The 25,792-nt window shown below is 65.4% G+C and carries 16 protein-coding genes; 9 read left to right on the top strand and 7 right to left on the bottom strand.

The window, feature by feature from the left end:
- Positions 1-8 precede the first annotated feature (8 nt).
- Both ACZK5G_RS21290 and ACZK5G_RS21285 read left to right on the top strand, forming a co-directional pair.
- Entirely contained in the window at positions 9-560 is a 552-nt protein-coding gene (locus ACZK5G_RS21290) for an HdeD family acid-resistance protein (protein WP_006399985.1), read from the top strand.
- Positions 557-1,027: a SecDF P1 head subdomain-containing protein gene (locus tag ACZK5G_RS21285; RefSeq protein ID WP_478464719.1), complete on the top strand. Its 471-nt coding sequence runs from the start codon at positions 557-559 to the stop codon at positions 1,025-1,027. The genes ACZK5G_RS21290 and ACZK5G_RS21285 overlap by 4 nt, the downstream gene beginning before the upstream one ends.
- A gap of 51 nt (positions 1,028-1,078) precedes the next feature.
- Here the strand turns inward: ACZK5G_RS21285 and ACZK5G_RS21280 are convergent, their stop codons facing one another.
- The 6 genes from ACZK5G_RS21280 to ACZK5G_RS21255 form a co-directional block, all read right to left on the bottom strand.
- Positions 1,079-2,857: an MFS transporter gene (locus tag ACZK5G_RS21280; protein WP_478464717.1), complete on the bottom strand. Its 1,779-nt coding sequence runs from the start codon at positions 2,855-2,857 to the stop codon at positions 1,079-1,081.
- Positions 2,858-3,009: 152 nt separating this feature from the next.
- Positions 3,010-4,137 (bottom strand): N-acetylglucosamine-6-phosphate deacetylase, encoded by a 1,128-nt coding sequence (gene nagA, locus ACZK5G_RS21275; protein WP_293792238.1) that lies wholly within the window; start codon positions 4,135-4,137, stop codon positions 3,010-3,012.
- Positions 4,134-4,910 (bottom strand): DeoR family transcriptional regulator, encoded by a 777-nt coding sequence (locus ACZK5G_RS21270; RefSeq protein WP_014038836.1) that lies wholly within the window; start codon positions 4,908-4,910, stop codon positions 4,134-4,136. The genes nagA and ACZK5G_RS21270 overlap by 4 nt, the downstream gene beginning before the upstream one ends.
- A 34-nt stretch (positions 4,911-4,944) precedes the next feature.
- On the bottom strand, positions 4,945-6,279 hold the full coding sequence (locus ACZK5G_RS21265) for a D-tagatose-bisphosphate aldolase, class II, non-catalytic subunit (RefSeq protein WP_478464716.1): 1,335 nt from the start codon (positions 6,277-6,279) through the stop codon (positions 4,945-4,947).
- Positions 6,280-6,295: 16 nt separating this feature from the next.
- Positions 6,296-7,234: an ROK family protein gene (locus ACZK5G_RS21260; RefSeq protein ID WP_478464715.1), complete on the bottom strand. Its 939-nt coding sequence runs from the start codon at positions 7,232-7,234 to the stop codon at positions 6,296-6,298.
- Positions 7,227-8,381, bottom strand: coding sequence for an SIS domain-containing protein (locus ACZK5G_RS21255; protein ID WP_032127084.1), 1,155 nt, complete (start codon positions 8,379-8,381; stop codon positions 7,227-7,229). Before ACZK5G_RS21255 ends, ACZK5G_RS21260 begins: the two co-directional genes overlap by 8 nt.
- Before the next feature lie 322 nt (positions 8,382-8,703).
- Here ACZK5G_RS21255 and ACZK5G_RS21250 point away from each other — a divergent pair, with 322 nt between their 5' ends.
- The 7 genes from ACZK5G_RS21250 (at position 8,704) to ACZK5G_RS21220 (ending at position 23,758) form a co-directional block, all read left to right on the top strand.
- Positions 8,704-12,057, top strand: coding sequence for a TIM-barrel domain-containing protein (locus ACZK5G_RS21250; protein ID WP_478464714.1), 3,354 nt, complete (start codon positions 8,704-8,706; stop codon positions 12,055-12,057).
- A gap of 133 nt (positions 12,058-12,190) precedes the next feature.
- Entirely contained in the window at positions 12,191-15,166 is a 2,976-nt protein-coding gene (locus ACZK5G_RS21245) for a TonB-dependent receptor domain-containing protein (RefSeq protein ID WP_478464712.1), read from the top strand.
- A gap of 65 nt (positions 15,167-15,231) precedes the next feature.
- Positions 15,232-16,587, top strand: coding sequence for a Gfo/Idh/MocA family protein (locus tag ACZK5G_RS21240; protein ID WP_182266865.1), 1,356 nt, complete (start codon positions 15,232-15,234; stop codon positions 16,585-16,587).
- 330 nt (positions 16,588-16,917) lie between these two features.
- Positions 16,918-21,597: an RHS repeat-associated core domain-containing protein gene (locus ACZK5G_RS21235; protein WP_478464710.1), complete on the top strand. Its 4,680-nt coding sequence runs from the start codon at positions 16,918-16,920 to the stop codon at positions 21,595-21,597.
- Between the two features lie 503 nt (positions 21,598-22,100).
- The gene (locus tag ACZK5G_RS21230) at positions 22,101-22,409 is read left to right on the top strand and encodes a hypothetical protein (protein WP_478464708.1); all 309 of its coding nucleotides are present in this window, start codon (positions 22,101-22,103) and stop codon (positions 22,407-22,409) included.
- A gap of 468 nt (positions 22,410-22,877) precedes the next feature.
- Positions 22,878-23,312 (top strand): hypothetical protein, encoded by a 435-nt coding sequence (locus tag ACZK5G_RS21225; protein WP_132810966.1) that lies wholly within the window; start codon positions 22,878-22,880, stop codon positions 23,310-23,312.
- Positions 23,309-23,758 carry an adhesin gene (locus ACZK5G_RS21220; protein WP_164080479.1) on the top strand — a complete coding sequence of 150 codons (450 nt, stop codon included), beginning with the start codon at positions 23,309-23,311 and terminating at the stop codon, positions 23,756-23,758. Before ACZK5G_RS21225 ends, ACZK5G_RS21220 begins: the two co-directional genes overlap by 4 nt.
- 97 nt (positions 23,759-23,855) lie before the next feature.
- Here ACZK5G_RS21220 and ACZK5G_RS21215 read toward each other — a convergent pair whose 3' ends face one another.
- Positions 23,856-25,733: an aspartyl protease family protein gene (locus ACZK5G_RS21215; protein ID WP_478464706.1), complete on the bottom strand. Its 1,878-nt coding sequence runs from the start codon at positions 25,731-25,733 to the stop codon at positions 23,856-23,858.
- Positions 25,734-25,792 lie beyond the last annotated feature (59 nt).

Below are 25,792 nucleotides of genomic sequence, written 5' to 3'. Positions count from 1 at the left end.
GAGTGGCCATGAATTCCCCCTTGTCTCCCTTGTTGTCGGCGGTTGGGCGCAGCTGGTGGATCCTCCTGCTGTATGGGCTGGTTGCGCTGGGCTTTGGCATCGTCGCCATCGGCTGGCCGCTGTCGGCGGCCATGGCATTGGCATGGACGCTGGGTGTGATGGCCATCGTTGAAGGTGTCATCAGCCTGTTCGCACTGGTCAGCGGCGGCAGCGGTGCCTCGCGTGGCTGGCTGGCGCTGTATGCCATCGCCTCGCTGGGCTTCGGCATCCTGGCAGTGATCAATCCGCTGGCTACCGCCAGCGTGCTGGTGCTTTTCCTGGCAGCGTGGCTGCTGGTGGCAGGTATCTATCGCATCGTGTTCGCGATCCGCGTGCGCAAGCAGATCCAGGGCGAGTGGCTGCTGATTCTCAGTGGCGTGCTGGCGGTGGTGCTGGGCCTGCTGTTCGCTGCCAATCCGTATGCAGGCGTGGCGGTGACCACGCTGTGGATCGGCATCGGCAGCCTGCTGTACGGGCTGTTGCAGGTGCTGGTGGCGTTCAAGCTGCGGAAGCTGAAGTGAGGGCTGCGCTTCCCCTGTTGCTGGGCATGGCGTTGACCCTGACCGGATGCATGCCGGGCGCTACACCCGGTGCGTTGGCAGGTAAGGATCATGCGCCACGCCCCGGCGTGGACGTGCGCCTGAGTGCGGTCGATGCGGCGGGCAAAGGTACGCCGGCGCAGTGGCAGGGCGAGACCCTGGCGCTGCGCGAGCCCCCGATTGCCGGCAGCGCGGATATTGCCGATGTGCGCTATGTGCTGGATGAAGGCAAGCAGCCCGGCCTGCAGATCCGCTATCGGCCGGAGGCGCATCAACGCATCCACGATGGCACCGCGGCCCTGGTGGGCCAGCGTGCAGCGCTCAGCGTGGATGGCCGCGTGCTGATGGTGGCGACGGTGCAGGGGCCGTTCGGCGAATCGATGATGCTGAGCGGGTTGTCCAGCGTTGCCGAGGCGCGGGAGCTGGCGAAGCACATCACTGGCGAATGACGGGCGCGCCATGAACCCGCGCTGCGCGCGGAGGTCGACCCAGGTCGACCGCTACCGGGCGAAGCGGGCTTCGATCTCTTCCAGAGATTTGCCCTTGGTCTCCGGCAGCCAGAACGCGGCCACCAGGAAGAACACGAAGGTGCACGCCGCCCAGAACACGAACATGCTGGCGTAGCCATAGTGGCCCACCGTGGGCAGGAAGATCGCGGCGATAGTGGTCGACACGAACTGGTTGATCAGCAGCGCGATGCTCATGCCATTGGAGCGGATGCGGTTCGGCATCAGCTCGGACAGCGCGAGCCACACGCAGACGCCGGGCCCGACCGCGAAGAACGCGACGAACACCAGGATGCAGGTGGCCACGGCCCAGCCGTGCGCCGGTGGCGGCACCGGGCCGATGCGCGCCTGCTCGATGCGCAGCGGAGCCTGCGCGGCCTTGGCCGGGTCGGCGAACGGATTCAGGTGCAGTTTGCGGAAGAACGCGCCGATCACGCTGTCCGGCTGCACAGTGCCAGCACGCTCGATGCGCAGCTCGCGGTCGGTCAGGTTGTCGCTGCGCAGGGCGCGCACATTGGTGAAGTCGCCGTAGGCGTAGGAGACGGTCAGCTGCATCGTCCGGCCCTGGCTGTCGATGCCATTGCTCAGGCGCTGCCACTGCGCATCATCCAGCACCAGCTGCAGGCCGTCGCCGCTGACCGCCGCCTGCAGCTGCGGCTGCACGTCGGTGCGGCCGCGTTCGGCCTGGAAGAAGAGGGTGGCGGCGGCCAGCAGGGCCACGCAGATGCCGCCACTGCCGAGCATCAGCAGGAACTTGCGGCCCTTGCGGTCGACCAGCAGCAGCGCGACCACGGTCATCACCGCATTGAGCAGCTTGATCGCCACATCGGCACCATTGGCCACCGAGCCGGACAGGCCGGCCTGGTTGAGAATGTTCACCGCGTAGGCCAGCACCGAGTTGATGCCGGTGGCCTGGGTGCAGGCCAGCACTACGCAGGCGAGCAGGAACGGCACCACGTAGCGGCGGCTGAGCAGCGGGTCGCGCTTGCCGCTGCCGCTGCTCGATTCCGGTGCCTGGATCTGTGCAAGCGTCGGCTCCACCTCCGAAGCGGGCAGCACGCGCTGCAGGCTGCGGCGCGCGTCATCGATGCGGCCGCGGCGCACCAGCCAGCGCGGCGATTCGGACAGCCAGAAGATGCCAGCGCAGAACAGCAGGCCCGGTGCCAGGCAGGTCCAGAAGATGGTGCGCCAGGCGTGGTCCTTCACCGCAAACAGCTCCTGCGCCTGCTGCGCGACCGGCAGTGAGCGCACGGCTTCGGCGGCGGCATCCACGGCGTGGGCGTGGTAGAGGCCGATCAGGGCAGCCAGCACCAGGCCAACGGTCAGCAGCAGCTGGAACATGGCCGCGCCGCGCCCGCGTCGCTCGGGGCTGAGCACTTCGGCCAGGTACAGCGGAATCACCACGCCGATCAGGCCGCCACTGATGCCCTGCAGCAGCCGGCCGAGCAGCAGGGGCGTGTAGCCGGAGGCCAGTGCCATGATCGGGATTGAGGCGGTGAACAGCAGCCCGGCCAGCAGCATCGCACCGCGGCGGCCGATCAGGTCGGCAATCATGCCAGCGAACAGCGAGGACAACACACTGCCCAGCAGCACTGCCGCCACGACGAAGCCGAGTTGCTGGCTGCTGAGCTGCCAGGCGTGGCTGGCGGTGGCTTCAAGATAGGGCAGGGCGCCGGCGATGATGCCGATATCGATGCCGTACAGCAGGCCACCGAGGCCGCCGATGAAGAGCAGGTAGCGTACGGGCCAGCGCGGAGCGGTGCTTGCAGTCATCGGCATATCCCAGGAGGCGTTTCGGTGCGGATTGCCTTCGTAGAGTCGAGCTTGCTCGACTGACCGCGCGGGGCGCGGCAGAGCAGTCGAGCAAGCTCGACTCTACAAAGGCGGTGCGTCAGGCATTTCCGGCGTTAAGGAGCGGCGGCACGTCAGGCGTTTGCGGCGTTCAAATCAACTACGCGCCCACCAACCACCACCTGCTGCAGGCGCAGTTCGGCGTCCAGCACCACCAGGTCGGCGCGGGCGTCGGGCGCGATGCGGCCGCGATCGTCCAGGCCCAGGTAGTCCGCCGGGAAGGTGGAAACACGTTGCGAGGCATCGGCCAGCTCCAGGCCGACGCGCACCAGATTGCGCAGCGCCTGGTCCATGGTCAGTGCGCTGCCCGCCAGCGAACCGGTAGCGAGGCGCACGCAGCCGCCACACTTGTGCACGCGCTGCTCGCCCAACGCATACTCGCCATCGGGCATGCCGGTGGCGGCGGTGGCGTCGGTCACTGCGTACAGGCGCGGGATCGCGCGCGCGGCCAGGCGGATCACGCCGGGGTGGATGTGCTGCAGGTCGGGAATGATCTCGGCGTACTGCGCATGCGCCAGTGCCGCCGCCGCAATGCCCGGGCGATAGTGATCGACGCCGGTCATGCCGTTGAACAGATGGGTGAAGCCGGAGGCACCGGCCTGCAGCGCGGCCACGCCTTCCTCGTAGGTGCCAGCACTGTGACCAAGCTGCACGCGGATGCCCATTGCCGAAAGCGCGGGAATCAGCGCGGTGTGCTCGCCGATCTCCGGGGCCAGCGTCATCACCCGGATCGGCGCCAGCGCGTGTAGCTGCTGTACCAGTGCCAGCGTCGCCTCGATCGTGCGGTTGGGCTGCGCACCCAGACGCTGCGGGCTGATGAACGGTCCTTCCAGATGCACACCGACGATGCTGGCGGCGTCTGCATCGGGTGCCGCCATGGTGGCGGCCACGCCCTGCAGCGCGTGCTCGATCTCGTCCAGCCCGGCGGTCATGGTGGTTGCCAGCAACGTGGTGGTACCGAAGCGCAGATGGGTGCGGGCGATGGTGCGTGCAACGTCGCCACCCTGCATCAGGTCCACGCCGGCCGCGCCGTGCACATGCAGGTCGATGAAGCCGGGCAGGATCACCGGCAGCTGCAGGTCGTCAGCGCCGCTGTGGTCATCCACCTGCAGTTGGCGCACCTGCGAATCGAAGTGGACGTGGCCACGCCGCCAACCCAGCGGGGTGAGGATGCGGCCATGCAGGGTGCGGGTGTCGGTCATGCGGTGGGCTCGGCGATGATCACTTCGATGCCCAGCCGCTGCAGCCCCTCACGGGTTGCGTCGTCAATGCCGGCGTCGGTGATGATGGCGTGGATCTGATCCAGCAGGGCGATGCGGTGCAGGCTGACGCGGCCGAACTTGGAGGCGTCGGTCAGCACCACGATACGGCGTGCGCGCTCGACCATGCGGTGGTTGAGGCGGGCTTCGGCTTCATCGTGGGTAGTCAGGCCGAACTGCAGGTCCAGGCCATCCACGCCCAGGAACAGGGTGTCGAAGCTGTACGAGTTGAGGCTGGCTTCGGCCTGGCTGCCCTGCAGCGACAGCGACTGCTGGCGCAGCAGCCCACCGGTCAGCAGCACGGTGATGCCCGCGGCATTGGCCAGTTCCCAGGCGATGTTCAGGCCGTTGGTCATCACCGTCACGTCGCGATGCGCGCGCAGGTGGCGGGCCAGGGTCATCGTGGTCGAGCCGGAGTCGATGATGATGTTGTCGCCGGGCTGCACCAGGCGCGCAGCGCGCGCACCGATCGATTCCTTCAGCGGCAGGTTCAGCGCGTCCTTTTCGTGGATGTCCTGTTCCTGCGGCGGTGTACGAACGAGCGTGGCGCCGCCATGGGTACGGTTGGCCAGGCCCTGCGACTCGAAGTGGGTCAGGTCGGCACGGATGGTCACCGCCGACACGCCGAAGCGCTCGACCAGATCGGCCACCTGCACCGAGCCGTGCTCGATCAGCAGCTGCAGGATCTGTTGCCGGCGGGAGCGGGTGTTGCGCATGGCCATTCTCGGTTTCGCGGGGAAAGGGGGGAGATTAGCCGTTCGCAGCAACGCCGGCAGCCGAGCCCGCGTTCTGCGTGCGGGGGCCGGCCGGGTTGGCGCTGCAGGCGCGGGCGTATTCGCCCAGGCACAGGCCGATACGGTGCTGCACCAGGGCGGTGGGGGTGTTGGCCAGGCGGCCCTCGCGCACGGCGCGGTACTGCTCCGGCAGGTACTGGCTGAGCAGCACCAGCGGCGGCGCATGCTGCTCCAGGTTGGCGAACAGGGTCTGCACCGCCTGCACCAGCGCCGGCTCGCCCCAGTAGTAGCGGCAGCGGTCGCTGAAGGAGTAACTGCGCAGCAGGCGCAGCGCCGCCTCATCGCCCTGGTAATAGGACTGCCAGTACTTCGGCTGCGCCACCATCACCTCGTCCAGCACCTGCGGCAGGCGCGAGCACTGTGCTGCCGGCAGCAGCTCGGCCTCGATTGCGGCCAGCGCGAACAGCGCTTCGCGATAGGCGAACGTCGCCGCCGGGCCGACCTTCAGGATGGCGAAGTGATCGCGCACCAGTGCATGCAGGCCGCTTTCGCGCTGGTAGTCGGTGGAATGCGCTTCGAACACGATGCGCGGCTGCTGTTCGAGGAAGCCGGCCAGCGTGCTGGCGGCTGCGGCATCGTACTCGTGCACGCTGCTGTGGTCGAAGTCCACGCCCGGCTGCACCACCATCGCGATCACGCGCTGCCACGCGTCGCGCAGCTGCGGCGTGTCGAACGCCTGCTGGTGGATGGCCAGGGTCTGTGCGGCGGCGGCCGGCGTGGTTACCTGCAGGCCTTCGGCCAGCGAGGCTTCGCCACCGGGAATCGGCACTTCGGTACCGATCACGTAGACCGGCGGCGGCAGGCCGTGTTCGGCGGCGGTACGTTCGGCGATCTCGGCCAGCTCGGCCGAACGCGCGGCGACGATGGCATCGGGCAGCGGCACCGGGTCATCGGCGCAGGACATGCTGCAGTCCAGGTGGATCTTGTGGAAGCCGGCGGCGACGTAGGCTTCGATCAGCACGCGCGCGTGGGTCATCGCTTCGGCGGCCGGGCGCTTCTGCCAGGCATTCGGGCCGAGGTGGTCACCGCCCAGGATCAGCCGTTCGCGCGGGAAGCCTTCCTCATCGGCCAGCGTGCCCACGTAATCGCGGTACTGCGGCGGGGTCATGCCGGTGTAGCCGCCGAACTGGTCGACCTGGTTGGAGGTGGCCTCGATCAGCAGCACGGTGCCGTGTGCCAGCGCCACGTGCATGGCCGCGCGCAGCACCTGCTCGTTGCTGCAGCAGACGCTGTACAGGCCGACGTTGGCACCGGCGCGGTGGGAGGCAAGCAGGGTCTGCAACGGGGACATGGTCAAGCTCCGGACATCAGGAAAACGAGGGTTGGCAGGCGAGCAGGGCAGCACCACGTGCGCCGCCGGCATCGCCAAAGCGTGGCGGCACGATCGGTGGCACCTGCACGCCCTTGAACAGATGGGCGGCGATGGCGGCGGGCAGGTGCTCGTACAGCGGCGCGTACTGCGAAAGACCGCCGCCGAGCACGATCACGTGCGGGTCCAGCGCCAGCACCAGCGCCGCCAGGCTGTGGCCGAGCAGGTCGCGATGGATGTCCAGCGCCTTGCGTGCGCGGGCATCGCCGGCTTCGGCAAGGGCGATCACCGCGCTGGCGTCGGCGGCGCTGCCACCGAGGTGACGCTCGATCATCGCCACGCCACTGCCGGACACATAGCGCTCCACGCAGCCCTGCAGGCCGCAGGCGCAGTCGATCAGCGGCAGGCCGTGGCGCTGCAGCAGATGACCGGGCACGCTCCAGTGGCCCCATTCGCCGGCCAGGCCGTTGAAGCCGGACAGCAGGCGGCCGTGCAGGCAGAAACCACCACCCGCGCCGGTGCCGAGGATGGCACCGAACATGCTGGGATAGCCGTCAGCGGCACCGCCGTGTGCTTCCGACAGGGCAAAACACTGCAGGTCGTTACCGAAATGCAGCGGCCGCTGCAGGCGCGCCTGCAGGTCGGCCGCCACGCTGTGGCCGGTCAACGCCGGCACGTTCGCGCTGAGCTGGCGGCCGCTGCGGCGGTCGCGCACGCCGGGCAGGGCGATGCCGATCGCCGCATCACTGCGGCCCAGCGCGGCATCGGCCTCGGCGACCAGGGTCACCACCGCCTGCAGGAAACCGTCGTAGTCGCCCTGCGGCGTGGCCACGCGGCGGCGCCAGGTGACCTGCATCGCCGCATCGCACGCCACCAGCTCGATCTTGGTGCCGCCGATGTCGATGCCGTAGCAGGCGTGGGTGATCAGCTCAGCCATGGTGGATGGTGACGCCCTTGACCACGCGGTTGACGGTGCCATCCGGGAACGGATTGTCCGGAGTCAGGCCCAGCGCAGCCGAGCGCTGCAGCGCGAACAGCTGCGCAAAGCCCAGCCACACCGGTGCCAGCCACGGATCATCCAGTGCCGGTACGGTGAGGGTGTACTCGTCGTCCGCACCGATGTCCGAATGCGGGCCGATCGCCAGTACCTGGCCGGCCACGCCATCGCGGCGCAGTTCTTCCAGCAGGTCCTGTTCGTAGCGGCGCGCCAACGGCTGCACGCTGCGCAGCACCACCACCAGGGTGTTGCCGTCCAGCGTCGACTTCGGGCCATGGCGGAAGCCCAGCGGCGTATTGGCCAGCGCCAGCACGCGGCCGGCGGTCAGTTCCAGCACCTTCAGCGCACACTCGCGTGCCAGCGCTTCCAGCGGGCCGCTGCCGAGGTAGATGATGCGGTTGAACGGGCGCTGTGCCAGCGCGGCCACCGGTGCATCCCACTGTGCCTGGCCTTCGCGGGCCAGCGCGGCGATCTGCTTCAGGCGCGCCACGCGCGCATCCCACGGCGAACGATCGAACACGGTTAGCGCGGCCAGCAGCATGCAGGTCAGGCTGCTGGTCATGGCGAAGGCACGGTCGCAGCTGGCCGAGGGCATCAGCAGGGTGCAGGTATCGGCACGGCCGGCGCCACGTCGGGCCAGTTCGCCATCGGCATTGCAGGTGATGTCGAGGAAGCGCGCGTCATCCACGTCGCTGCGCACGCGGTCGACTGCCGCCACGCTCTCCGGGCTGGAACCGCTGCGGCCGAACGAGACCAGCAGGGTCGGGCGGTCGCGCTGCAGGTACAGCGCCGGGTGGGTCAGCAGGCTGGTGGTGTGCACCACGCGCACATCGGCTGGCCACTGCGCGTTGATCGCATCGGCCACCATCTCGGCAATGAAGCCGGAGCTGCCGGCGCCGGTGAACAGCACGCGCTGGTTGGGATCGTTGAGGCTGTCGCCAAGGAAGGCCTGCAGGCGGTCGCGGGCACGCGACAGGTCCTGTGCGAGGGCGTCCCACAGCGCGGGCTGCTGGGCGATTTCGGTAGCGGTATCGGCTCCGCCAAGGCGCTGCCAGGCGGACACATCGGAAAGCAGGGTGACGTCCATTCGGAGGTTCCAGTTGGGCCAGCGCACCATCTGTGTTTTCTTTCGAAATGTCAAATAGCGAAAGTAAAAAGAAAGAAAATGGCGTGGTGACTTTTCCCGCCGTGGAGTGCTCCGAAAAACGAAAGAACCAGCCGAATGCCGTATCGCACAATGCTTAACAGGCGCCTGCAAGCGCTTACACAAAGTATTGCGGCGCAACAACTTTCGTTTCAATGGAATATATCTTCCTTTTTCCTTTCAATTTGTTGACATCTTTCGAATCGCTGCCCTAGAGTCGGCCCAATCGCTTTCGAAACGCCCGGTGAACGGGTTGGGAGTCCGCGTGGAAATCTGCGTTCGTCGCTCGCCGCTGATGCTGGCCCTGTTGCCGGCATTGATGCTGGCGTCCATGCCGGCCCGGGCCGAGCCCGTCGGCAACCTGCGTTCGGTCAGCGCCAGCGCCAGCCGCGACGGCGTGCAGGGCTGGGATCTGCAGACCGACAAGGGCGCGCGCATCCGCATCGAGCTGCCGGCCACCGACATCATCCGCGTGCAGGCCGGCCGCAACGGCAAGCTCACCGGTGCAGGTGACAAGGCCGCACCGATCGTACTGCCGCAGCCCAAGGCGAACGTGCGGGCGCAGCTGGAAGAAGACGCGCAGGAAATCCGCGTGCGCACCGATGCACTGGTGCTGCATGTACAACGGCAGCCGCTGCGCCTGCGCCTGGAACGCCTGGACAATGGCCAGCCCACCGCCCTCTGGCAGGAGCTGCAGCCGCTGGACCTGGATGCCACGCAGAGCGTGCAGGTGCTGTCCTCGCAGGCCGATGAAGGCTATTACGGTGGCGGCCAGCAGAACGGCCGTTACCAGTTCAAGGGCCGCGAGCTGGAAGTGTCCTACTCCGGCGGTTGGGAAGAGGGCGACCGCCCCAGCCCGGCCCCGATGCTGCTGAGCAGCCGCGGCTGGGGCATGCTGCGCAATACCTGGAGCGATGGCAGCTACGATCTGCGCGAGACCGACCAGGCCACGCTGCTGCACCGCGAAGACCGCTTCGATGCCTATTACTTCGTCGGCGCCAATCTGCCGAAGCTGATCGAACGCTACACCCAGCTGACCGGCCGCCCGAACATGGTCGCGCGCTGGGCGCTGTCCTACGGCGATGCTGATTGCTACAACGACGGCGACAACAGCAAGAAGCCCGGCACCGTGCCCGAAGGCTGGAGCGACGGCCCGACCGGCACCACCCCGGATGTGATCGACAGCGTGGCCAAGCAGTACCGCGCCCACGACATGCCCGGTGGCTGGATCCTGCCCAATGATGGTTACGGCTGCGGTTACAAGCAGTTGCCGGAAACGGTGAAGGGCCTGGCCACGTACGGCTTCCGCACCGGCCTGTGGACCGAGAACGGTGTCGACAAGATCGCCTGGGAAGTGGGCAAGGCCGGCAGCCGCGTGCAGAAGCTGGACGTGGCCTGGACCGGCAAGGGCTACCAGTTCGCGATGGACGCCAACCGCCAGGCCTTCAACGGCATCCTCGACAACTCCGATTCGCGCCCGTTCCTGTGGACGGTGATGGGCTGGGCCGGCATCCAGCGCTATGCCGTGGCATGGACCGGCGACCAGAGCAGCAGCTGGGACTACATCCGCTGGCACGTGCCGACCCTGGTCGGGTCGGGCCTGTCCGGCATGGCCTACGCCAGCGGCGACGTCGATGCGATCTTCGGCGGCAGCGCCGAGACCTTCACCCGCGACCTGCAGTGGAAGGCGTTCACCCCGGTGTTGATGGGCATGAGCGGCTGGTCGTCGAACGCACGCAAGCACCCGTGGTGGTACGACGAGCCCTATCGCAGCATCAACCGCGATTACCTGAAGTTGAAGATGCGCCTGACCCCGTACATGTACGGGCTGGTGCACGAGGCCGCGCAGACCGGTGCACCGCCGGTGCGTGGCCTGATGTGGGACAACCCGCGCGATCCGCACGCGCAGGATGAAACCTACAAGTACCAGTTCCTGCTCGGCCGCGACCTGCTGGTGGCGCCGGTGTACCGCAGCCAGGCGGCCAGCCGTGGCTGGCGCCGCGACATCCATCTTCCGGCTGGTGGCTGGATCGACTACTGGGATGGTCGCCGCGTGCAGGCCGCCGCCGATGGCCGCCAGCTCGACCGCCAGGTGGATCTGGCCACGCTGCCGGTGTTCGTGCGTGCCGGTGCGATCCTGCCGATGTACCCGTCGATGCTGTTCGACGGCGAGAAGCCGCTGGATGAAATGACGTTCGATCTGTATCCGCAGGGCGATTCGCAGTACACGCTGTACGAAGACGATGGCAACACCCGCCGCTACCAGCAGGGCGAATCGAGCACGCAGCAGATCCGCGTGCAGGCGCCGGCGCAGGGCAGCGGCCCGGTGCAGGTGCAGATTGATGCCGTGCAGGGCCAGTACAACGGCCAGCTGGCGCAGCGTCGTTATGGCCTGCGCGTGCTCAGCCGCCAGGCGCCGCGTGTGGTGCAGGCCGGTGGCCGCGCGCTGCCGGCGCTGGCCGATGCCGCTGCGTTCAACAACGCCAGTGAAGGCTGGTACTTCGATGCCAAGGAGCGTCGTGGCACGCTGCATGTGCGCACCGCCACACAGGACATCCGCCAGCCGCTGCAGCTGGACTTCGCAGTCGCTGCTGTCGTGGCCGACGATGCCTATCCGGCCGCGCCGGTGCTGGGCCGCGAACTGCCGGCCGACAGCCTGCTGGTGGTCAACCGCCCGGCCGAAGAACCCGGCCATGCGCTGGAAAATGCCTTCGATGATGATCCGGGCACCTGGTTCCGCAGCGTGCGCAACCAGGCCGTGCGCACCGGTGCGCATGAGTGGGTGATCGGCTTCGGCGAGCGGAAGATGATCGACGGCATCGACATCGCGCCGCGCAACGACAAGAACTGGAAGCACGGCCAGGTCCGCGACTACGAGGTGTACCTGGGTGACAGCAATGGCGAGTGGGGCGAGCCGATCGCCCGCGGCCGCCTGCAGCTGAAGGAAGGCGTGCAGCGCATCGACTTCCCGGCCCACGCCGGCCGCCTGCTGCGTTTCCGCGTGCTGAGCGTGCAGAACCCCGAAGGCGACGGCGCCAGCAGCACCGACCCGATGGTGACCGCCGCACAGGGCAGCGCCCGCGCGTTCGATGCATTGCAGCCGCGCGATGTCGGCCCGATCGCCTTGTCCACCTTCCACATTCTTGAACACCAGGAACCGGAGCGACCGGCCCGGCAGCACTATCTCTCCGAGCTGCCGGTGCCGGCCGCGCTGGCCAGCCAGCTGCGCACCGACCAGTCGTTCCGTGGCGATGCCGGCATGCGCATGAACGGCCTGCAGTTCCGTCGTGGCCTGGGCGTCGGCGCCAACAGCCGCATCGACCTGCGCCTGCAGGGAGGCTGGCACCTGCTGCGCGCCGACCTCGGCATCGACGACGCCTGCCGCACTGCCGGTGGCCTGCAGTTCCAGGTCTGGGGTGACAACCGCCTGCTGTACGACAGCGGCCTGGTGAAGGCGCCCGGCGTGGTCAAGCCGGAGCTGGACATCCGTGGCCTTTCCACCCTGAGCCTGCGCACGCTGGGTGCGCAGGGCAGCCAACCCGCCCAGGTCTGTGCCAACTGGGCCAACGCCGTGCTGATCGGCCAGGAGGGCGACTCCGCCAGCATCGTCGCCCCATGACCCCTACGTAACACCGCTCCTCCCCCCGCCCATTCCGACTACGGCCCTCATGGCCGTGGCCCGGGAGCGTTTTGCCCGCCGAACGCCCACGCGCTCACTTTTTGCGCCGCACCCCTGCCAGGAGAGAACCCCGATGTTGCCCGCACGCCACCACCGCCCCCCCTGTCGTTCGATCGCTCCGCTGTCGCTGGCCATTGCCGGCGTGCTGTTGTCGGTCGCCGTTCCTGCCTTCGCCCAGGAGAGCAAGGACAAGGCCACCGACCTGGCCCGCATCGAGGTCACCGGCTCCAACATCCGCCGCACCGACGTTGAAACCGCGTCGCCGGTGCAGGTGATCAGCAAGCAGGACATCCAGAACATGGGTGCGCGCACGCTGCTGCAGGTGCTCGACAACCTGCCGGCCGCTCGCCCGGCGCAGCAGGACGCGCGTTCGCTGTTCACCGGCTCCGATGGTGCCTCGCAGGCCAACCTGCGTGGCCTCGGCGCACAGGGCACGCTGGTGCTGCTGAACGGCCGTCGCCTGTCGTACTACGGTGCGCCGGCCGGCTTCCAGACCCAGTTCGTCAACATCGATGCGATCCCGGCTGCGGCCATCGAGCGCATGGAAGTGCTGACCGACGGCGCCTCGGCGGTGTACGGCACCGACGCAGTGGCCGGCGTGATCAACGTGATCACCAAGCGAAATTTCCAGGGTGCCGAGGTCAGCTTCACCAACGACACCTCCTCGCGCATCGATTCCTACGGCGAGCACCAGGCCAGCATCACTGCCGGCTTCGGTGACCTGACCGAGAACCGCTTCAACATCTACGGCGCGGTCAACATGTACCGCCGCGACGCGATTCCGCTCAGCGATTTCTACGACAAGCGCCCCGACCAGTACTACGTCAACAATCCGAACTATCTCAACAACCTGCGCCTGGGCGTGGGCAGCAAGCCGGGCGAGTTCAACCCGGGCAGCTACTTCGCCTTCGATCCGGTCACCGGCCGTCGCGTGCAGGAAGCTGCGCCGGGCTGCAAGAACGTGCTGACCAGTGAAGCGGCCGGCCCGCGTTGCGTCTGGGAAACCTGGATGAACAACGAGATCGATGCCGGCGCCAAGTCCGAGCGCAACACCGCCTACCTCAACGGCACCTTCCTGGTGGGCGACAGCACCGAGATCTTCGCCGAGGCGACCTACACCGACATCGACCTGCGCGCCAACGGCGGCACGCCGCGCACCTACGGCACCACCACCGGCAACCCGACCAGCTGGTTCTCGCGCAACACCGGCAACAACGTCAACCAGTTCCTGTACCCGTTCCTGGGCCCGAACAACGAGTACAACCACGCCAGCCCGGAAATGAAGGCGATGATGGGCGGTGTGGTCGGCCTGAATTACCTGCTGCAGGATGCCGGCCCGAACTACTTCGGCCAGCGCAACACCGACAAGAGCTACCGCGTGCTGGCCGGTGCGCGTGGCAACCGGGGTGACTGGAACTGGGAGACCGCGTTCGCCAGCGCCGGTACGCACTCCACCACGTACCAGACGATCAACGTCAACATCAAGGGCTTCGAGAAGGCGTTCGGCCCGTACTCGATAGATCCGGGCACCGGCCGCGTGATCATCTCCGACCACCCGGCGTACAAGTTCGGCGAGATCAGCGAAGCCAACGCTGCCTTGATCCGTGAAGCGTTCCCGACCTTCGATATCCAGTCGTGGACCCGCCTGCACACCCTGGACGGCAAGATCGAAGGCCCGTTGTTCCAGCTGCCGGCTGGTGAGATGCGTGCCGCGTTCGGCTTCAATGCCAGCCGTGAGACCTTCTATACCCCGGGCAACGCCGATGCGGCCAACGGCCTGATCACCCAGCAGGGCGGCTCCTGGTTCGACGGCAAGCGCAACACCTACGCGCTGTTCGCCGAGACCGTGGCGCCGATCACCGACAAGCTGGAACTGGACGCGGCGGTACGCGTGGACAAGTACCCGAACTTCAGCGCCAACGTCGCGCCGAAGATCGGCTTCAAGTACCAGGCGTTCGACCAGCTGATGCTGCGCGGTACCTACTCGACCGGTTTCCGTGCACCGAGCCTGGCCGAATCCGGCAACGGCGGCGTGTTCGCGCAGCTCGGCGGCTACCGTGACGAGCTGCGCTGCAACGAGACCAACGCCATTGCCAACCTGCTGCTGAAGTCGCAGCGGCCGGGCGATGTCGATCTGGGCAAGACCCTGCTGAACGTCGATTGCAGTCGCACCGTGGCACGCATGACCCAGCCGAACAAGGACCTGAAGCCGGAGAAGGCGAAGATCGCCACCCTCGGCTTCGTCTACGAGCCGGCAACCTGGCTGTCGGTGTCGGCCGACTACTGGTTCATCTACCGCGACAATGAAATCGTCGCGCCGGACTACCGCCGCATGGAAGACATCATCTCCTCGTCGCGTTCGCCGATCACCGACAGCGACCGGGCCAACCTGGCGCAGCTGGCGGCGATGTGTGCCGACCCGGCCAGTGGCGTGAGCTGCCCGTCGGTGCTGCCGGGCTATTCCGCCGGCAACGTGGCCAGCGTGGTGGGCCAGTACAAGAACCGCGGCAAGACCCTGATCGACGGCTTCGACATCGATGCGCGCAGCCGCTTCTCGCTGGGTGACTGGGGCAACCTGAACATCGGTCTGGCTGCCACCATCGCCAACCGCAACCGCTTCTACATGGACGAAGCGAGCGGCTGGTACTACGGCGACGTGGTGGGCTACTACAACAACCCGCGCCTGCGTGCCACGCTCAACGCCGACTGGACCTACAAGCAGGTCACCACAAGCATGTTCGTCAACTATGTGGGCGGCACCAAGTGGGCCACCGACCAGGTCGACGAAAAGAGCAACAACAAGGAAACCTGCACCGGCGGCTACCTGGCCCTGCAGAAGAGCAAGTGCGACGGTGCACCGTCGTGGTGGACCGCCAACATGAGCGTCACCTGGCGCCCGGATGATGCGTGGAATCTGAGCTTCACGGTCAAGAACCTGTTCAACCGCCTGCCGTTCTACGACCCGAACAGCTTCCTGGGTGACTCCAGTGACTACGCAACGATCTTCGGTCGTGGTTACAGTGTGACCATCGGCTACCGGTTCAAGTAATTCCGTTTGCGTGACCTGGCGTGCCGGCTTCGGTCGGCACGCTGCCAAGAGGAGAGATGTTTGCCATGAAGCGTAGGGAATTCATCGCGGCCAGCGCCGCTGTCGCCGCCAGCAGCCTGCTGCCGCAGACCCCGGCCTGGGCACGCGGGCGCAAGGTGCGCCTGGCCATGATCGGCACCGGCATGCGTGGCCTGGTGCTGCTGAAGGAACTGGTGCGCCGCGACGACGTTGAGGTGGTCGCCGTCTGCGATATCGAGCCGATCATGCTCGGCCGCGCCGTGGAGATGGTCAGCAAGGCCGGCAAGCCGGCACCGAAGACCTATGGCCAGGACCGCGACACCAATGCCTGGAAGCGCCTGCTGGAACAGAAGGGCATCGATGGCGTGATCATCGCCACGCCGTGGGAGTACCACGCGCCGATGGCGATTGCCGCAATGCAGGCTGGCGTGGCCGTGGGCTGCGAAGTGGTGGCCGGCATCACCCTGCAGGACCACTGGGACGTGTTGAAGACCCAGCTCAGCACCGGCACCCCGTACATGCTGCTGGAGAACGTCTGCTACCGCCGTGACGTGATGGCCGCGCTGCAGATGGTGCGCCAGGGCCTGTTCGGTGAGCTGGTGCACCTGCAGGCCGGCTACCAGCACGACCTGCGCGGCGTTAAGTTCAATTCCGGTGACCCGAACCAGCCCTACGACAGCGGCGTGGAGTTCGGTCCCAAGGGCTGGAGCGAAGCCCGCTGGCGCACCGAGCATTCGGTGGAGCGCAATGGCGAGCTCTACCCCAGCCACGGCATCGGCCCGTGCGCGATGTACACCGGCATCAACCGCGGTAATCGCTTCACCCACATCAACGCCTTTGCGACCAAGGCGCGCGGCCTGCACGAATACACCGTGGCCAAGAGTGGCGGCACCACCCATCCCAGCACCAAGGTGAAGTTCAAGCTGGGCGACATCGTGACCACCACGCTGGCCTGCGAGAACGGCGAGACCATCCTGCTGCAGCACGATACCTCGCTGCCGCGCCCGTACTCGATGGGCTTCCGCGTGCAGGGCACCAAGGGCCTGTGGATGGATGTGAACCATTCGATCCACATCGAAGGCCGCAGCCCGCCGCACCAGTGGGAAGAGTTCAAGAAGTACCAGGACGAGTATGAGCACCCGCTGTGGAAGCAGAATGCCGAGACCGCTTCCAGCGCTGGTCATGGTGGCATGGACTGGTTCGTCATCCATGCGTTCGTGGAAGCGCTGAAGGCCAAGGCACCGATGCCGATCGACATCTATGACGCGGTGACCTGGAGCGCGATCACCCCGCTGAGCGAGCAGTCGATCGCCAACAGCTTCCAGACGCTGGAATTCCCGGACTTCACTGCAGGTGCGTGGAAGCAGCGTAAGCCGATCTTCGCGTTCGACGGGAAGTATTGATTCGCTCTTGTAGAGTCGAGCCATGCTCGACTGTTTTGAACACAACGCCGGGCCATGCCCGGCGTTGCTGTTCGTGTGGGCATTGGCCCCTGTAGAGCCGAGCCCGTGCTCGGCTGCCCATCTGATCGGCCGACCTGTATCAGAAAACTCTGAAATCCGACCCATTCCACAGTTTCTGACTTGAATGTGTAAATCACATCGGAGATAACGTCCCCCGTGCGGTCAGGCCGCATTCCGGACCAGGGACGATCCGAAGCATGACGTGGTGAGGCAACCGCCCCACGTTCTCGTTCCCGCCGGTGCTGTGTTCGTCCAGGAAGGAGAACAGGGATGTTGGAACGACTGAAGACCATTTCGTGTGCCGCATTGGCGATGATCGCTCTGGGGAGCTTGGCTCCTTGGGCTGCGCAGGCGCAGGAGGTGCAGAAGAAGTGGGAGAGCTACCTGTCGATGGGCCAGCCGCGAGCCACCGAGGCAGCGGTGCAGAAAGACATCAAGGCGTTCTTTGCTCACTACGAGGACGACAAGCCGTTCGTCTGGGAGGTCAAGCGGCAGCGCGTGCAGGCAAGCAAGGTCGTCTACGACTACCGTGCGAAGCCCGAAGCGATCGTCACCACCGATTGGGTCTACACATACTCCGATCAGGAATACGCATCCGAAGCCGAGGCGCGTAATGTGATCCTGGCCCTCCGCGTGAGTGACCCACAGTGTCCAGCCACCACACTGTCGGAAGAGGAGTGGGTCGAGTTTCCGGGACTCGGGCAAGGCGACGACGGAAGCATCACGCACGAGGACAAGAAATTCCATTACACGCAACACAGATCCCTTGGCGGACCGTGTTCTGCGGTTCAGGGCTGGGAGTATGTACGCCGGGACAGAACCGCCCTATGCCCGAATCGGTCCGGCATGCTGTGGAACGATGCTATCCAGATGTGCTCGCTGGTACAGCAGGATGAGCCGCCGATGGCGCCCTTGCTGTCGTACACAAGCACGCCACTGCCGCCACAGCAGTGTCCGGTCGGCAACCCCTGTGATCCCACCACGGGCGACAAATCCCAGCCAGAGCTCGATTTTGATCTTGGATGGGTGAGCTTCGGCCGTCACTATCATTCGCTCTCCAGTACGGCGGGAGGTGCGTTGGGTACGGGCTGGACCCATTCCCACAATCTGCGGCTTACCGCAGGCGTAGACGATTCCACCTTCCCTCCCAGCCCCGAACTGAAAGTAGGGCTGATCGGCGCCGATGGCGGGCAGACAGCATTCCAGAAAGTGGGAGCAAGCTACGAAGCCATGGACGGAAGCGGCGATCGCGCAGTCCAGCAGGGCACCAACTGGCAACTTTCACGTGCTGGAGAGCGCATCCTGTTCGACGCTGCTGGCCTGATGCAGCACCGCGATTTCGAGGACGGAACCACGCTTTTGTACGCGTACGACAACCGAAGTCGCCTGCTCAGCATCACCCATTCAACCGGCCGGCGTGTGGATGTCCAGTACCTCGTGCCGGGCGACGATTCACTGATCTCGGCGCTGGTGATCGCGGGCCAGCCTGTGGTGAGCTACGCCTATTCACCGGCCGGCGAGCTGACCACTGCGACCTATGCAGACGGCGCCAGCCGTACATACCACTATGAGGACACACGTTTCCCGGGCTACCTGACGGGCGTGACCGCCGAAGACACCCGGCGCTACAGCTGGTTCGGCTATGACGCCAAGGGGCGGGTCACCTGCAGCCGCCATTCCGGCGATTGCAGCCAGCCCGACGTGGGCATTGATGGCGTGCGCCTGGAGTACACCCCGGCAGGCACCACCATCGTCACCGACGCGCTGGGCAAGCAGAGTACGTACGCATTGACCGCCAGTGGCAGCAGTGGCCTTCCGCGCAAGGTCAATGGCATCACTGAGAGCAATGGCAGCATCAGCCGCACCTATCTGCCCGAGGGCACCGATTTCCGGCGTCGCCTGCAGTCGGCAACAGACCGCCGTGCCGTCGTCACCCAGTACGCCTATGCGGAGGCCAGCGATGCTGCCGCAGGCGCCGTCAGCGTGACCACCACCACCGAAGCGGCCGGCACTCCGGATCAGCGCGTCAGCGAGACGCGCGTGGCGATGGACAGCAATCGGCTGGTGCAGCAGACCGTCGGCAACCGTGAGATCCGCATCGCGCGCAATGCGCGCCTCCAGCCGACCACCATCACCGTGCGCGACATGGTGACCGGTGACACCCGCGTCACCACGCAGACCTACTGTGAGGCCGAGGGCCCGGAGTGCCCGCTGGTGGGACTGCTGCGTAGCGTGGATGGCCCGCGAAGCGATGTGGCGGATGTCTCCACCTATGCCTACTACACTGCGGACGACGCGGGATGCTCGGCCAATGGTGTCTGCAGTTATCGCAAGGGCGACCTGCGCAGTGTGACCAACTCGCTCGGCCAGACCGTCGAGACATTAACTTACGATGCGCTCGGACGGCCGTTGTCGGTGAAGGACGGCAACGGCGTGGTCACCGACTACACCTACCATGCCCGCGGCTGGCCAACCTCGGTCACCGTGCGCGGCGCGACCACTGCCGAGAATCGGGTCACCCAGATCAGCTACTGGCCGACCGGCCAGGTGCAACAGGTCACCGAGCCTGACGGCAGCAGCGTTACCTATGTCTACGACGCCGCCCAGCGGTTGACGGACATCGCGGACAGTGCGGGCAACACCATTCACTATGCGTTGGACAACGCCGGCAACCGCCTCAAGGAAGACACGCTGGACACCGGCGGCACCCTGCGTCGCACCCTGGCACGGACGTTCAACACGCTCGGCCAGCTGACCGCGCTGAAGGACGCGGGCAACCACGCTACCGGCTTTGCCTACGATGCCAACGGCAACCCGCAGACCGTGACCGACGCCCTGCAGCGCGTGACCAGCCAGCACTACGACCCGCTCAACCGACTGGCCCAGACCCTGCAGGACGTGGGTGGCGTGGCGGCGGAGATCCGCAGCCAGTACAACGCGCTGGACCAGGTGACCCAGGTCACCGACCCGAAGGGCCTCCAAACCACATACGCCTATAACGGCTTCGGTGACCTCACCGGCCAGGTCAGCCCGGACAGTGGCGCCAGCAGCTTCACCGTCGATGCGGCAGGCAACCGCAAGACGGCCACCGATGCGCGCGGCGTCACCGCCACCTATCACTACGATGCACTCAACCGGCTGATCGGCATCGCCTATCCGGACCCCAATCTGGACGTGGGCTACAGCTACGACGTGGCGCCCGCTGCGTGTACTGCCGACGAGCGCTTTGCCAAGGGGCGCCTGGGGCAGGTGCTGCACGCCAATGGCAGCACCCAGTACTGCCATGACCGCTTCGGTCAGGTCACCCGCAAGGTGCAGACGCTCAATGGGGTGGCCAGTACCCTGCGCTATGCCTACAGCAAGTCGGGCCGCCTGACGGCGTTGACGTACCCCGATGGCAGTGTGGCCGACTACGTGCGCGATACCCTGGGGCGCATCAGCCAGATCGGACTGACCCGGCCCGGCCAAGCCCGCCAGATCGTGGTGAACAACGTGACCTACGCGGCCTTCGGCCCGGTGACCGGTTGGACCTATGGCAACGGCCGCCAGCTACAGCGTCCGCTGGATCTGGACTACCGCCCGCAAGCGGTGCATGACCCGGCCGCAGGCGGCCTGTCGCTGGGCTACGGCTATGATCCGGTCGGTTCGATCACCGAGCTGAAGAACGGCACTGGCTCGACGGTGCTGGCCAAGTACGCCTACGACGCGCTGGGTCGCCTGACCCAGACCCAGGACGGCGCGACCGGCACGCCGATTGAAACCTATGCCTACGACGCCACCGGCAATCGCACCGCGCTGACCACCTCGGCAGGCGCCGCCAGCTACACCTACCCCGCAACCAGCCACCGGCTGACCGCCGTGGACGGCGAAGCGCGCAACCATGACGCGGTGGGCAACACCACCAGCATCGGCGGCAAGACGTTCATCTACAACGATGCCAACCGCATGAACGCGGTGAAGCAGGGCAATGCCGTACTGGAAATCTACGGTTACAACCACCGCGGTGAACGCGTGCTGCGTACTCCAGCCGGTGGCGCAGCTCAGATCACGCTGTACGATGAGGCCGGGCAGTGGCTGGGCAACTACTCGGCCACGGGCCAGGCGCAGCAGCAGGCCATCTGGCTGGATAATTACCCGGTGGCGCTGATCAATGTGCCGGCTACCGGCGTGCCTGAACTGGCCTACGTGCAGCCGGATCATCTGGGCACACCGCGCGTGGTGATCGATCCGGTGCGCGATGTCGCGATCTGGGAGTGGAGCAACAAGAGCGAGGTGTTCGGTAACCAGATTCCGAGTGCCGATCCCGATGGCGATGGTGTGGCGTTCGAGCTGGCGCTGCGCTTCCCGGGCCAGCAGGCGACGGGTGCGAGTGAGCTGTTCTACAACTATCAGCGGGAATACAACCCGGTGGTGGGACGCTATTCGCAGAGCGATCCCATTGGATTCAGGGGTGGGTACTCGCTGTATTCTTATGTCGATGGTGATCCACTATCCAACGAGGATTCCATGGGCCTGAAAGGTGGAAGGCCGCCAAGTCTTGCGCGACAGGGTGGCGGCAACTCCGCTCAAAGGAGAGTTGCAGCGCGCGCCCAGCGTCAGGCAATCGAGTCAAACTCACATACCAATCCAATTTACTCGCGCGGGCTTTCGCCCGAGGAAGTGGGGTCGTTGGAGAACGCTGCTAGCCTCGTAAGTGAGCATGACTATACTCAGTATTGTGCGGTTGAAGTCTGTAGAAAGGATCAAAATCAGTGCACAAGTGGTGACGTCATGAGGGGTGGGTTTCCATCGAATCCCACCGTTGCCCAGGTCCATTCAAGAGGGTGTCAGTGTCTAGCCCCCTATTATTCTAATCCCTCGCATCCTCTGCTATCTAATCCTGAGGCGGATCCTCTTGATCTGATTGATCTGGTTCGAGACTCCATAATAAACTGGCGGTCGCGGAGGTAGCTAAATGATTTTGCGAGCATTCGGAGTTGTGGTTGGGCTTGTTACGATAGCGTTTGGCCTGGCAGTAATTGGAGGTGCATTGGTTGGGACTGGGCCTTGCCGAGTGAACTGTGATCTATACATGTCGATTATTCGACTTGTAGGGCAGGCACATTACAATAGAATAATTGGGGTGGTGTGGATCATCGGTGGCGCCATGTTTATTGTTGCTTCGATGTTGATTGGAAAGAGAAAAGCTCCCCTTCGCCGAGGCGGAAAGAAGGCGCGGTTGTAAGGGGTTCAAGTAGAGTCAGCATCGTTCAGTGCGAATGAATTGAAAGTCGTTCGACTGCTCTTCTGCTCGTGGCTTAGCTTCAGAGCGGGGTAAGGATGAGAGTTGTTCTGCCTTCGGCAACGTGGCTGCAGTCTGGAACGCAAAGTAGCCATGATGTCGAGCGACTGATGACCTCGGTAAAGCAGTCCGCTACCCCGTCTGGATGGAACTCGACAAGGAAGTTCTTCGAATGTCATTGGAATCAGTTTTCGAAGCCCTTTGCTTGCTCGCTATCGCAACGTTGTTGATGGCATTCGTTTCGCGGATTTTTCTGGTTTGGGAGCTAAAGAGAAATTCGCCTGAACTATGGGAATCTCTTGGCAGGCCTGCGATCCTGGAGCGAGATCATTTCTTGACCAAGTACCCGATCTGCGGATGGACGCGGGTGTACAACGGCGCATCAGGAGCGCGCAGGTTGTTGCTCTTGGTGTTCTGGGTCTCGTTCCTTGTATATTTTATATTGCTGATTCCCCTGATCGTGATCTGGATTATGCAGTGATCAAATCCTCTTCCGTTGGTCTGAAGTCATTGCCCTAAGCTCTGTCTATCTGACCAAGTAAGCCCAGCTCAGCTCAGCTCGGACGGCACGCCGATTGAAACCTATGCGAATACCTATCCGGTGGCGCTGATCAACGTGCTGGGCACTGGCGTGCCGGAACTGGCCTACGTCCAGCCGGATCATCTGGGTACGCCGCGCGTGGTGATCGATCCCGTGGGGCAGGTAGGTACTCTCGAGCGCTGCGCGATGCGCTGCGCGAGTAGAGCGATCAAGCGGGAGGCAAGGCGCATGAACTCGGATAGGGGGGAACCCCCTGGTTCCGAATGATGCCTGCCCTCGTCATGGGAGGTGCCACGCCAGCTTTGGGAACATGGCCATCTGCTTTGGTCTGACAGCAATGTTGTTCACGGCTTCCGCAGTCCTCCACAAAAGAACGCGATCGGCCTGCACGCCTCGGAGAGGTGCAAGATGGAAGCCAGGAAGATTCTTCGGTACGGGCTGGCCTGCGCGGTGTCGTGTGGAGCACTCTGGCTGTTCCTGCACTTTGCGGGCAGGACGCTTTACGCCTTCGACTCACATCATGCCTTCTTCTGGCTGTATTCCATCAGTCTTCTGTTGCTGGGAGTGGGCGCGCGGGTTCCCGCCGGTGGCCGCCTGACGATCAGGCGGCTTGCCAAGGGAGCTGGCTTGGGGCTGCTCGCGGGCCTTCTGGCTCAGGTCGTGGTGCTTGTAATGGAGGCCTATAGATTCAGCGGGTTCAGGTCATCGCTGCTCTGGCAGGTACCGGTTTCGCTGACGGTGATGAGCGTCGTGCTGCTCACGCCACTCTGGGGCGTAGTGCTGGTTGCCCTCACCGCCGCATGCCGCCGCGACAGCGACCCACATCAGGCTTCAAGCCCATGAAGCGCCTGACTGCCTTTTGCCTTGTGGTTGCACTGGCATCCTGTGCGGCGCATCCGAATCGCATCACGAAGTGTCCGCAGGCCTATCTCACCTACATCGGCACCGAGAGAGTCGACGGACTGACCTACGGGCGTTTCCGAATCACCCACAATGCTGATCAACCGCTTCAACTGTGGGTGGATGAAAGACGCAGGTTGAACGCAAGAACTGCTCGCGCAGAGATGAGGCGTACGGGCGAGGATGCCTGGCGGCCTTACAACGTGATCCTTGAGGAAATCACGCCGGGAGCAATCGGGCTGTCGATCGGGCAGGGTGAACAGCAGAGCGTTCTGTTCGATGGTGATGGCGTGTTCCTGTCCGGCCAATCCAGCGCGGACGCGGAGTACTCCATCGTGGTACGGGATATAGCCGGTTGCGAACATCGCTCCGCGTCGTTCATTCCCTGACGTTCCCGCCGGTGTGCGAGATTCTCGATCACCCTCGTTCAGCGGTACCCGCCGCATGGGCAGCGGGTGCCCCCACGGCGATTGCACCAGCGCGATCTCAATCTGCATGCCAATCCGCAGCCACCCGGTCCGCCAGCACCAGCTCGGTATCCGCCTGCCGGCCATCGCGCAGATAATGGATGCCCACACGCGTCCCACCCGGGCGCTCACGCAGCAGCGCACGCCAGTGCGCCAGTCTCCGCGTGGCAATCGGCTCACCTGAAATCATGACGATGCGATCATCCCTGCGTAATCCGGCGCGTGCACCGGCACTGGTTGGCGCCACATCGGCCACACGCAGTGCAGCGCCCTCGGACTGAAGCCACAACCCGCTGCGATCGAAGGCATCGGGCTGCGTGCTTTCGGCGTTGGGCACTAGGTACAGACGCTTGGCATCGTAGTCGATGCCCATGGAGAACCGCCGCAACACCCCGCCACCGAGAATCGCGCCATAGTCGGACAGGGCCAGCGCCCCCTTGTTGGTGCTGGACAGGTCGCCGACCAGGCCGTTGACTTCAATGCTGCCCATGCGCAGCACACCCAGCCGTGCCGGTCGCGCGCGGCCCGGCCCACCCAGACCCCATCCCAGCACCGCCTCCTCACTGGCGTGGTATTTCTCAAGCAGGCCATGCGCACGCACGAACGGGCTGCTCAGGCTCAGCGAATTGCGTGACCCGGTGTCCAGCCACAGCCGCAGCGGAATGCCGTCAAGCTCGCCATTCAGTACCGGTGCGCGGTCGTCCTGTTCGAACGGCAGCACCACCGCGCTGGCGGGCGGCTGGTAGTGGCCCGGTCGGGTGAAGCTGAGCACGCGCGCGCCATAGTCGAAGGTGGTGACGAAGCGCAGGAAGGTCTCGTAGCCGATGAAGCCATCGTGTGGCACGCCCATCGAGTTGATCTGCTGGCCCAGGTCGATGATGTGGAACACCGGGTTTGCAAGGTGCGCGCCACCGATGCGCAGGTGGCGGGCCTGTGCCAGGCCCAGGTCGCTGGCGTTGTCGCCGGCACCATGCACGCTCAGGCGGCCCGCTGTTGTCAGCCCCAGGCGCTTGGCGGCCGTGGGTGTCAGCAGGTTGATGGCGCCGGTGTCGACCAGGAAGCGTGCCGGCTGGCCATCCACCTCGGCCTCGATATAGACGTGGTTGTTGATCAGGTCGAACGGAACGCGGGTGGTGCCGCTGGCATCCTCGATGTAGCTGTCGGCGGCCATCGCCGGTGGCGCATACCGTGCGTCCGGCATCGGGCTGTTCACCCGATAGCGCTGCACCCGCACGTCGCTGCGCAATCGTGGATCGGCACTGCCCTGGGCATCGAGGGTGTCGGTGATGATGCGGTGGGGCAGCATCAGACCTTCCACGGCCCGGTAGTCTTCCAGTGCGATGGCGGTGGGTGTGCGCGCGGATGCAATGACCACGCGGCCGAGCAGGCCGCTGTCTCTGTCGAACCAGAGCTCGATCGGGTCGGCGCCCTCCGGGGTAGTGGCCAGGACGGTATAGCGCCGGCCGTCCAGCGTGTCGGCGCGGGGCGGGGCAAAGCGGGCGGCCGGATAGGCGCTGGACCAGTAGGTGCGCGTGACCAGCCAGGATTGCGTTCGCGCTGTCCGGCGCGGCACAGTGCCGTCCAGCAGGCCGACCTCACCACCGTAGTCGCGCCGCCAGGACAGTTGCCCATCAAACCCCTGCGCGACGATGAAGTCCCCCAGCTGCGCCTGTTCGGCATAGCGCCCGGCGCGCAGATCCTGGTTGAGCTCCCACCGCCCGTGCAGACCGCCCAGCGACTGCTCGCCCTCAGCCTGCAGGTGCTGTGCAGCCTGCCAGCGCTCGCCGCCACTGGCTGCGCGGGCCCTGGCCAGCACATCGGCAGCATCCACCCCTGCGGCGTGTAAAGGAACCGCCAGCATCCACAGCAGGCCACACAACATCCGTCGCAAACGCATCGCTTCACCTCCTTCGTTGGGTCCGAAGGTGATGGCAGCGCAGGGACGGGGGATATTCG

The organism is Stenotrophomonas sp. 62841_Sma (assembly GCF_056482945.1).
This window is presented reverse-complemented; position numbering and strand designations above follow the sequence as displayed.

Coding starts and splice junctions, on each gene's coding strand:
- ACZK5G_RS21270 (WP_014038836.1), bottom strand. CDS start 4,910: ATGCGCAACACCCGCTCCCGCCGGCAACAGATCCTGCAGCTGCTGATC.
- ACZK5G_RS21215 (WP_478464706.1), bottom strand. CDS start 25,733: ATGCGTTTGCGACGGATGTTGTGTGGCCTGCTGTGGATGCTGGCGGTT.
- ACZK5G_RS21245 (WP_478464712.1), top strand. CDS start 12,191: ATGTTGCCCGCACGCCACCACCGCCCCCCCTGTCGTTCGATCGCTCCG.
- ACZK5G_RS21240 (WP_182266865.1), top strand. CDS start 15,232: ATGAAGCGTAGGGAATTCATCGCGGCCAGCGCCGCTGTCGCCGCCAGC.
- nagA (WP_293792238.1), bottom strand. CDS start 4,137: ATGACCGACACCCGCACCCTGCATGGCCGCATCCTCACCCCGCTGGGT.
- ACZK5G_RS21265 (WP_478464716.1), bottom strand. CDS start 6,279: ATGTCCCCGTTGCAGACCCTGCTTGCCTCCCACCGCGCCGGTGCCAAC.
- ACZK5G_RS21280 (WP_478464717.1), bottom strand. CDS start 2,857: ATGACTGCAAGCACCGCTCCGCGCTGGCCCGTACGCTACCTGCTCTTC.
- ACZK5G_RS21220 (WP_164080479.1), top strand. CDS start 23,309: ATGAAGCGCCTGACTGCCTTTTGCCTTGTGGTTGCACTGGCATCCTGT.
- ACZK5G_RS21255 (WP_032127084.1), bottom strand. CDS start 8,381: ATGGACGTCACCCTGCTTTCCGATGTGTCCGCCTGGCAGCGCCTTGGC.
- ACZK5G_RS21230 (WP_478464708.1), top strand. CDS start 22,101: ATGTCATTGGAATCAGTTTTCGAAGCCCTTTGCTTGCTCGCTATCGCA.
- ACZK5G_RS21290 (WP_006399985.1), top strand. CDS start 9: ATGAATTCCCCCTTGTCTCCCTTGTTGTCGGCGGTTGGGCGCAGCTGG.
- ACZK5G_RS21235 (WP_478464710.1), top strand. CDS start 16,918: ATGTTGGAACGACTGAAGACCATTTCGTGTGCCGCATTGGCGATGATC.
- ACZK5G_RS21225 (WP_132810966.1), top strand. CDS start 22,878: ATGGAAGCCAGGAAGATTCTTCGGTACGGGCTGGCCTGCGCGGTGTCG.
- ACZK5G_RS21260 (WP_478464715.1), bottom strand. CDS start 7,234: ATGGCTGAGCTGATCACCCACGCCTGCTACGGCATCGACATCGGCGGC.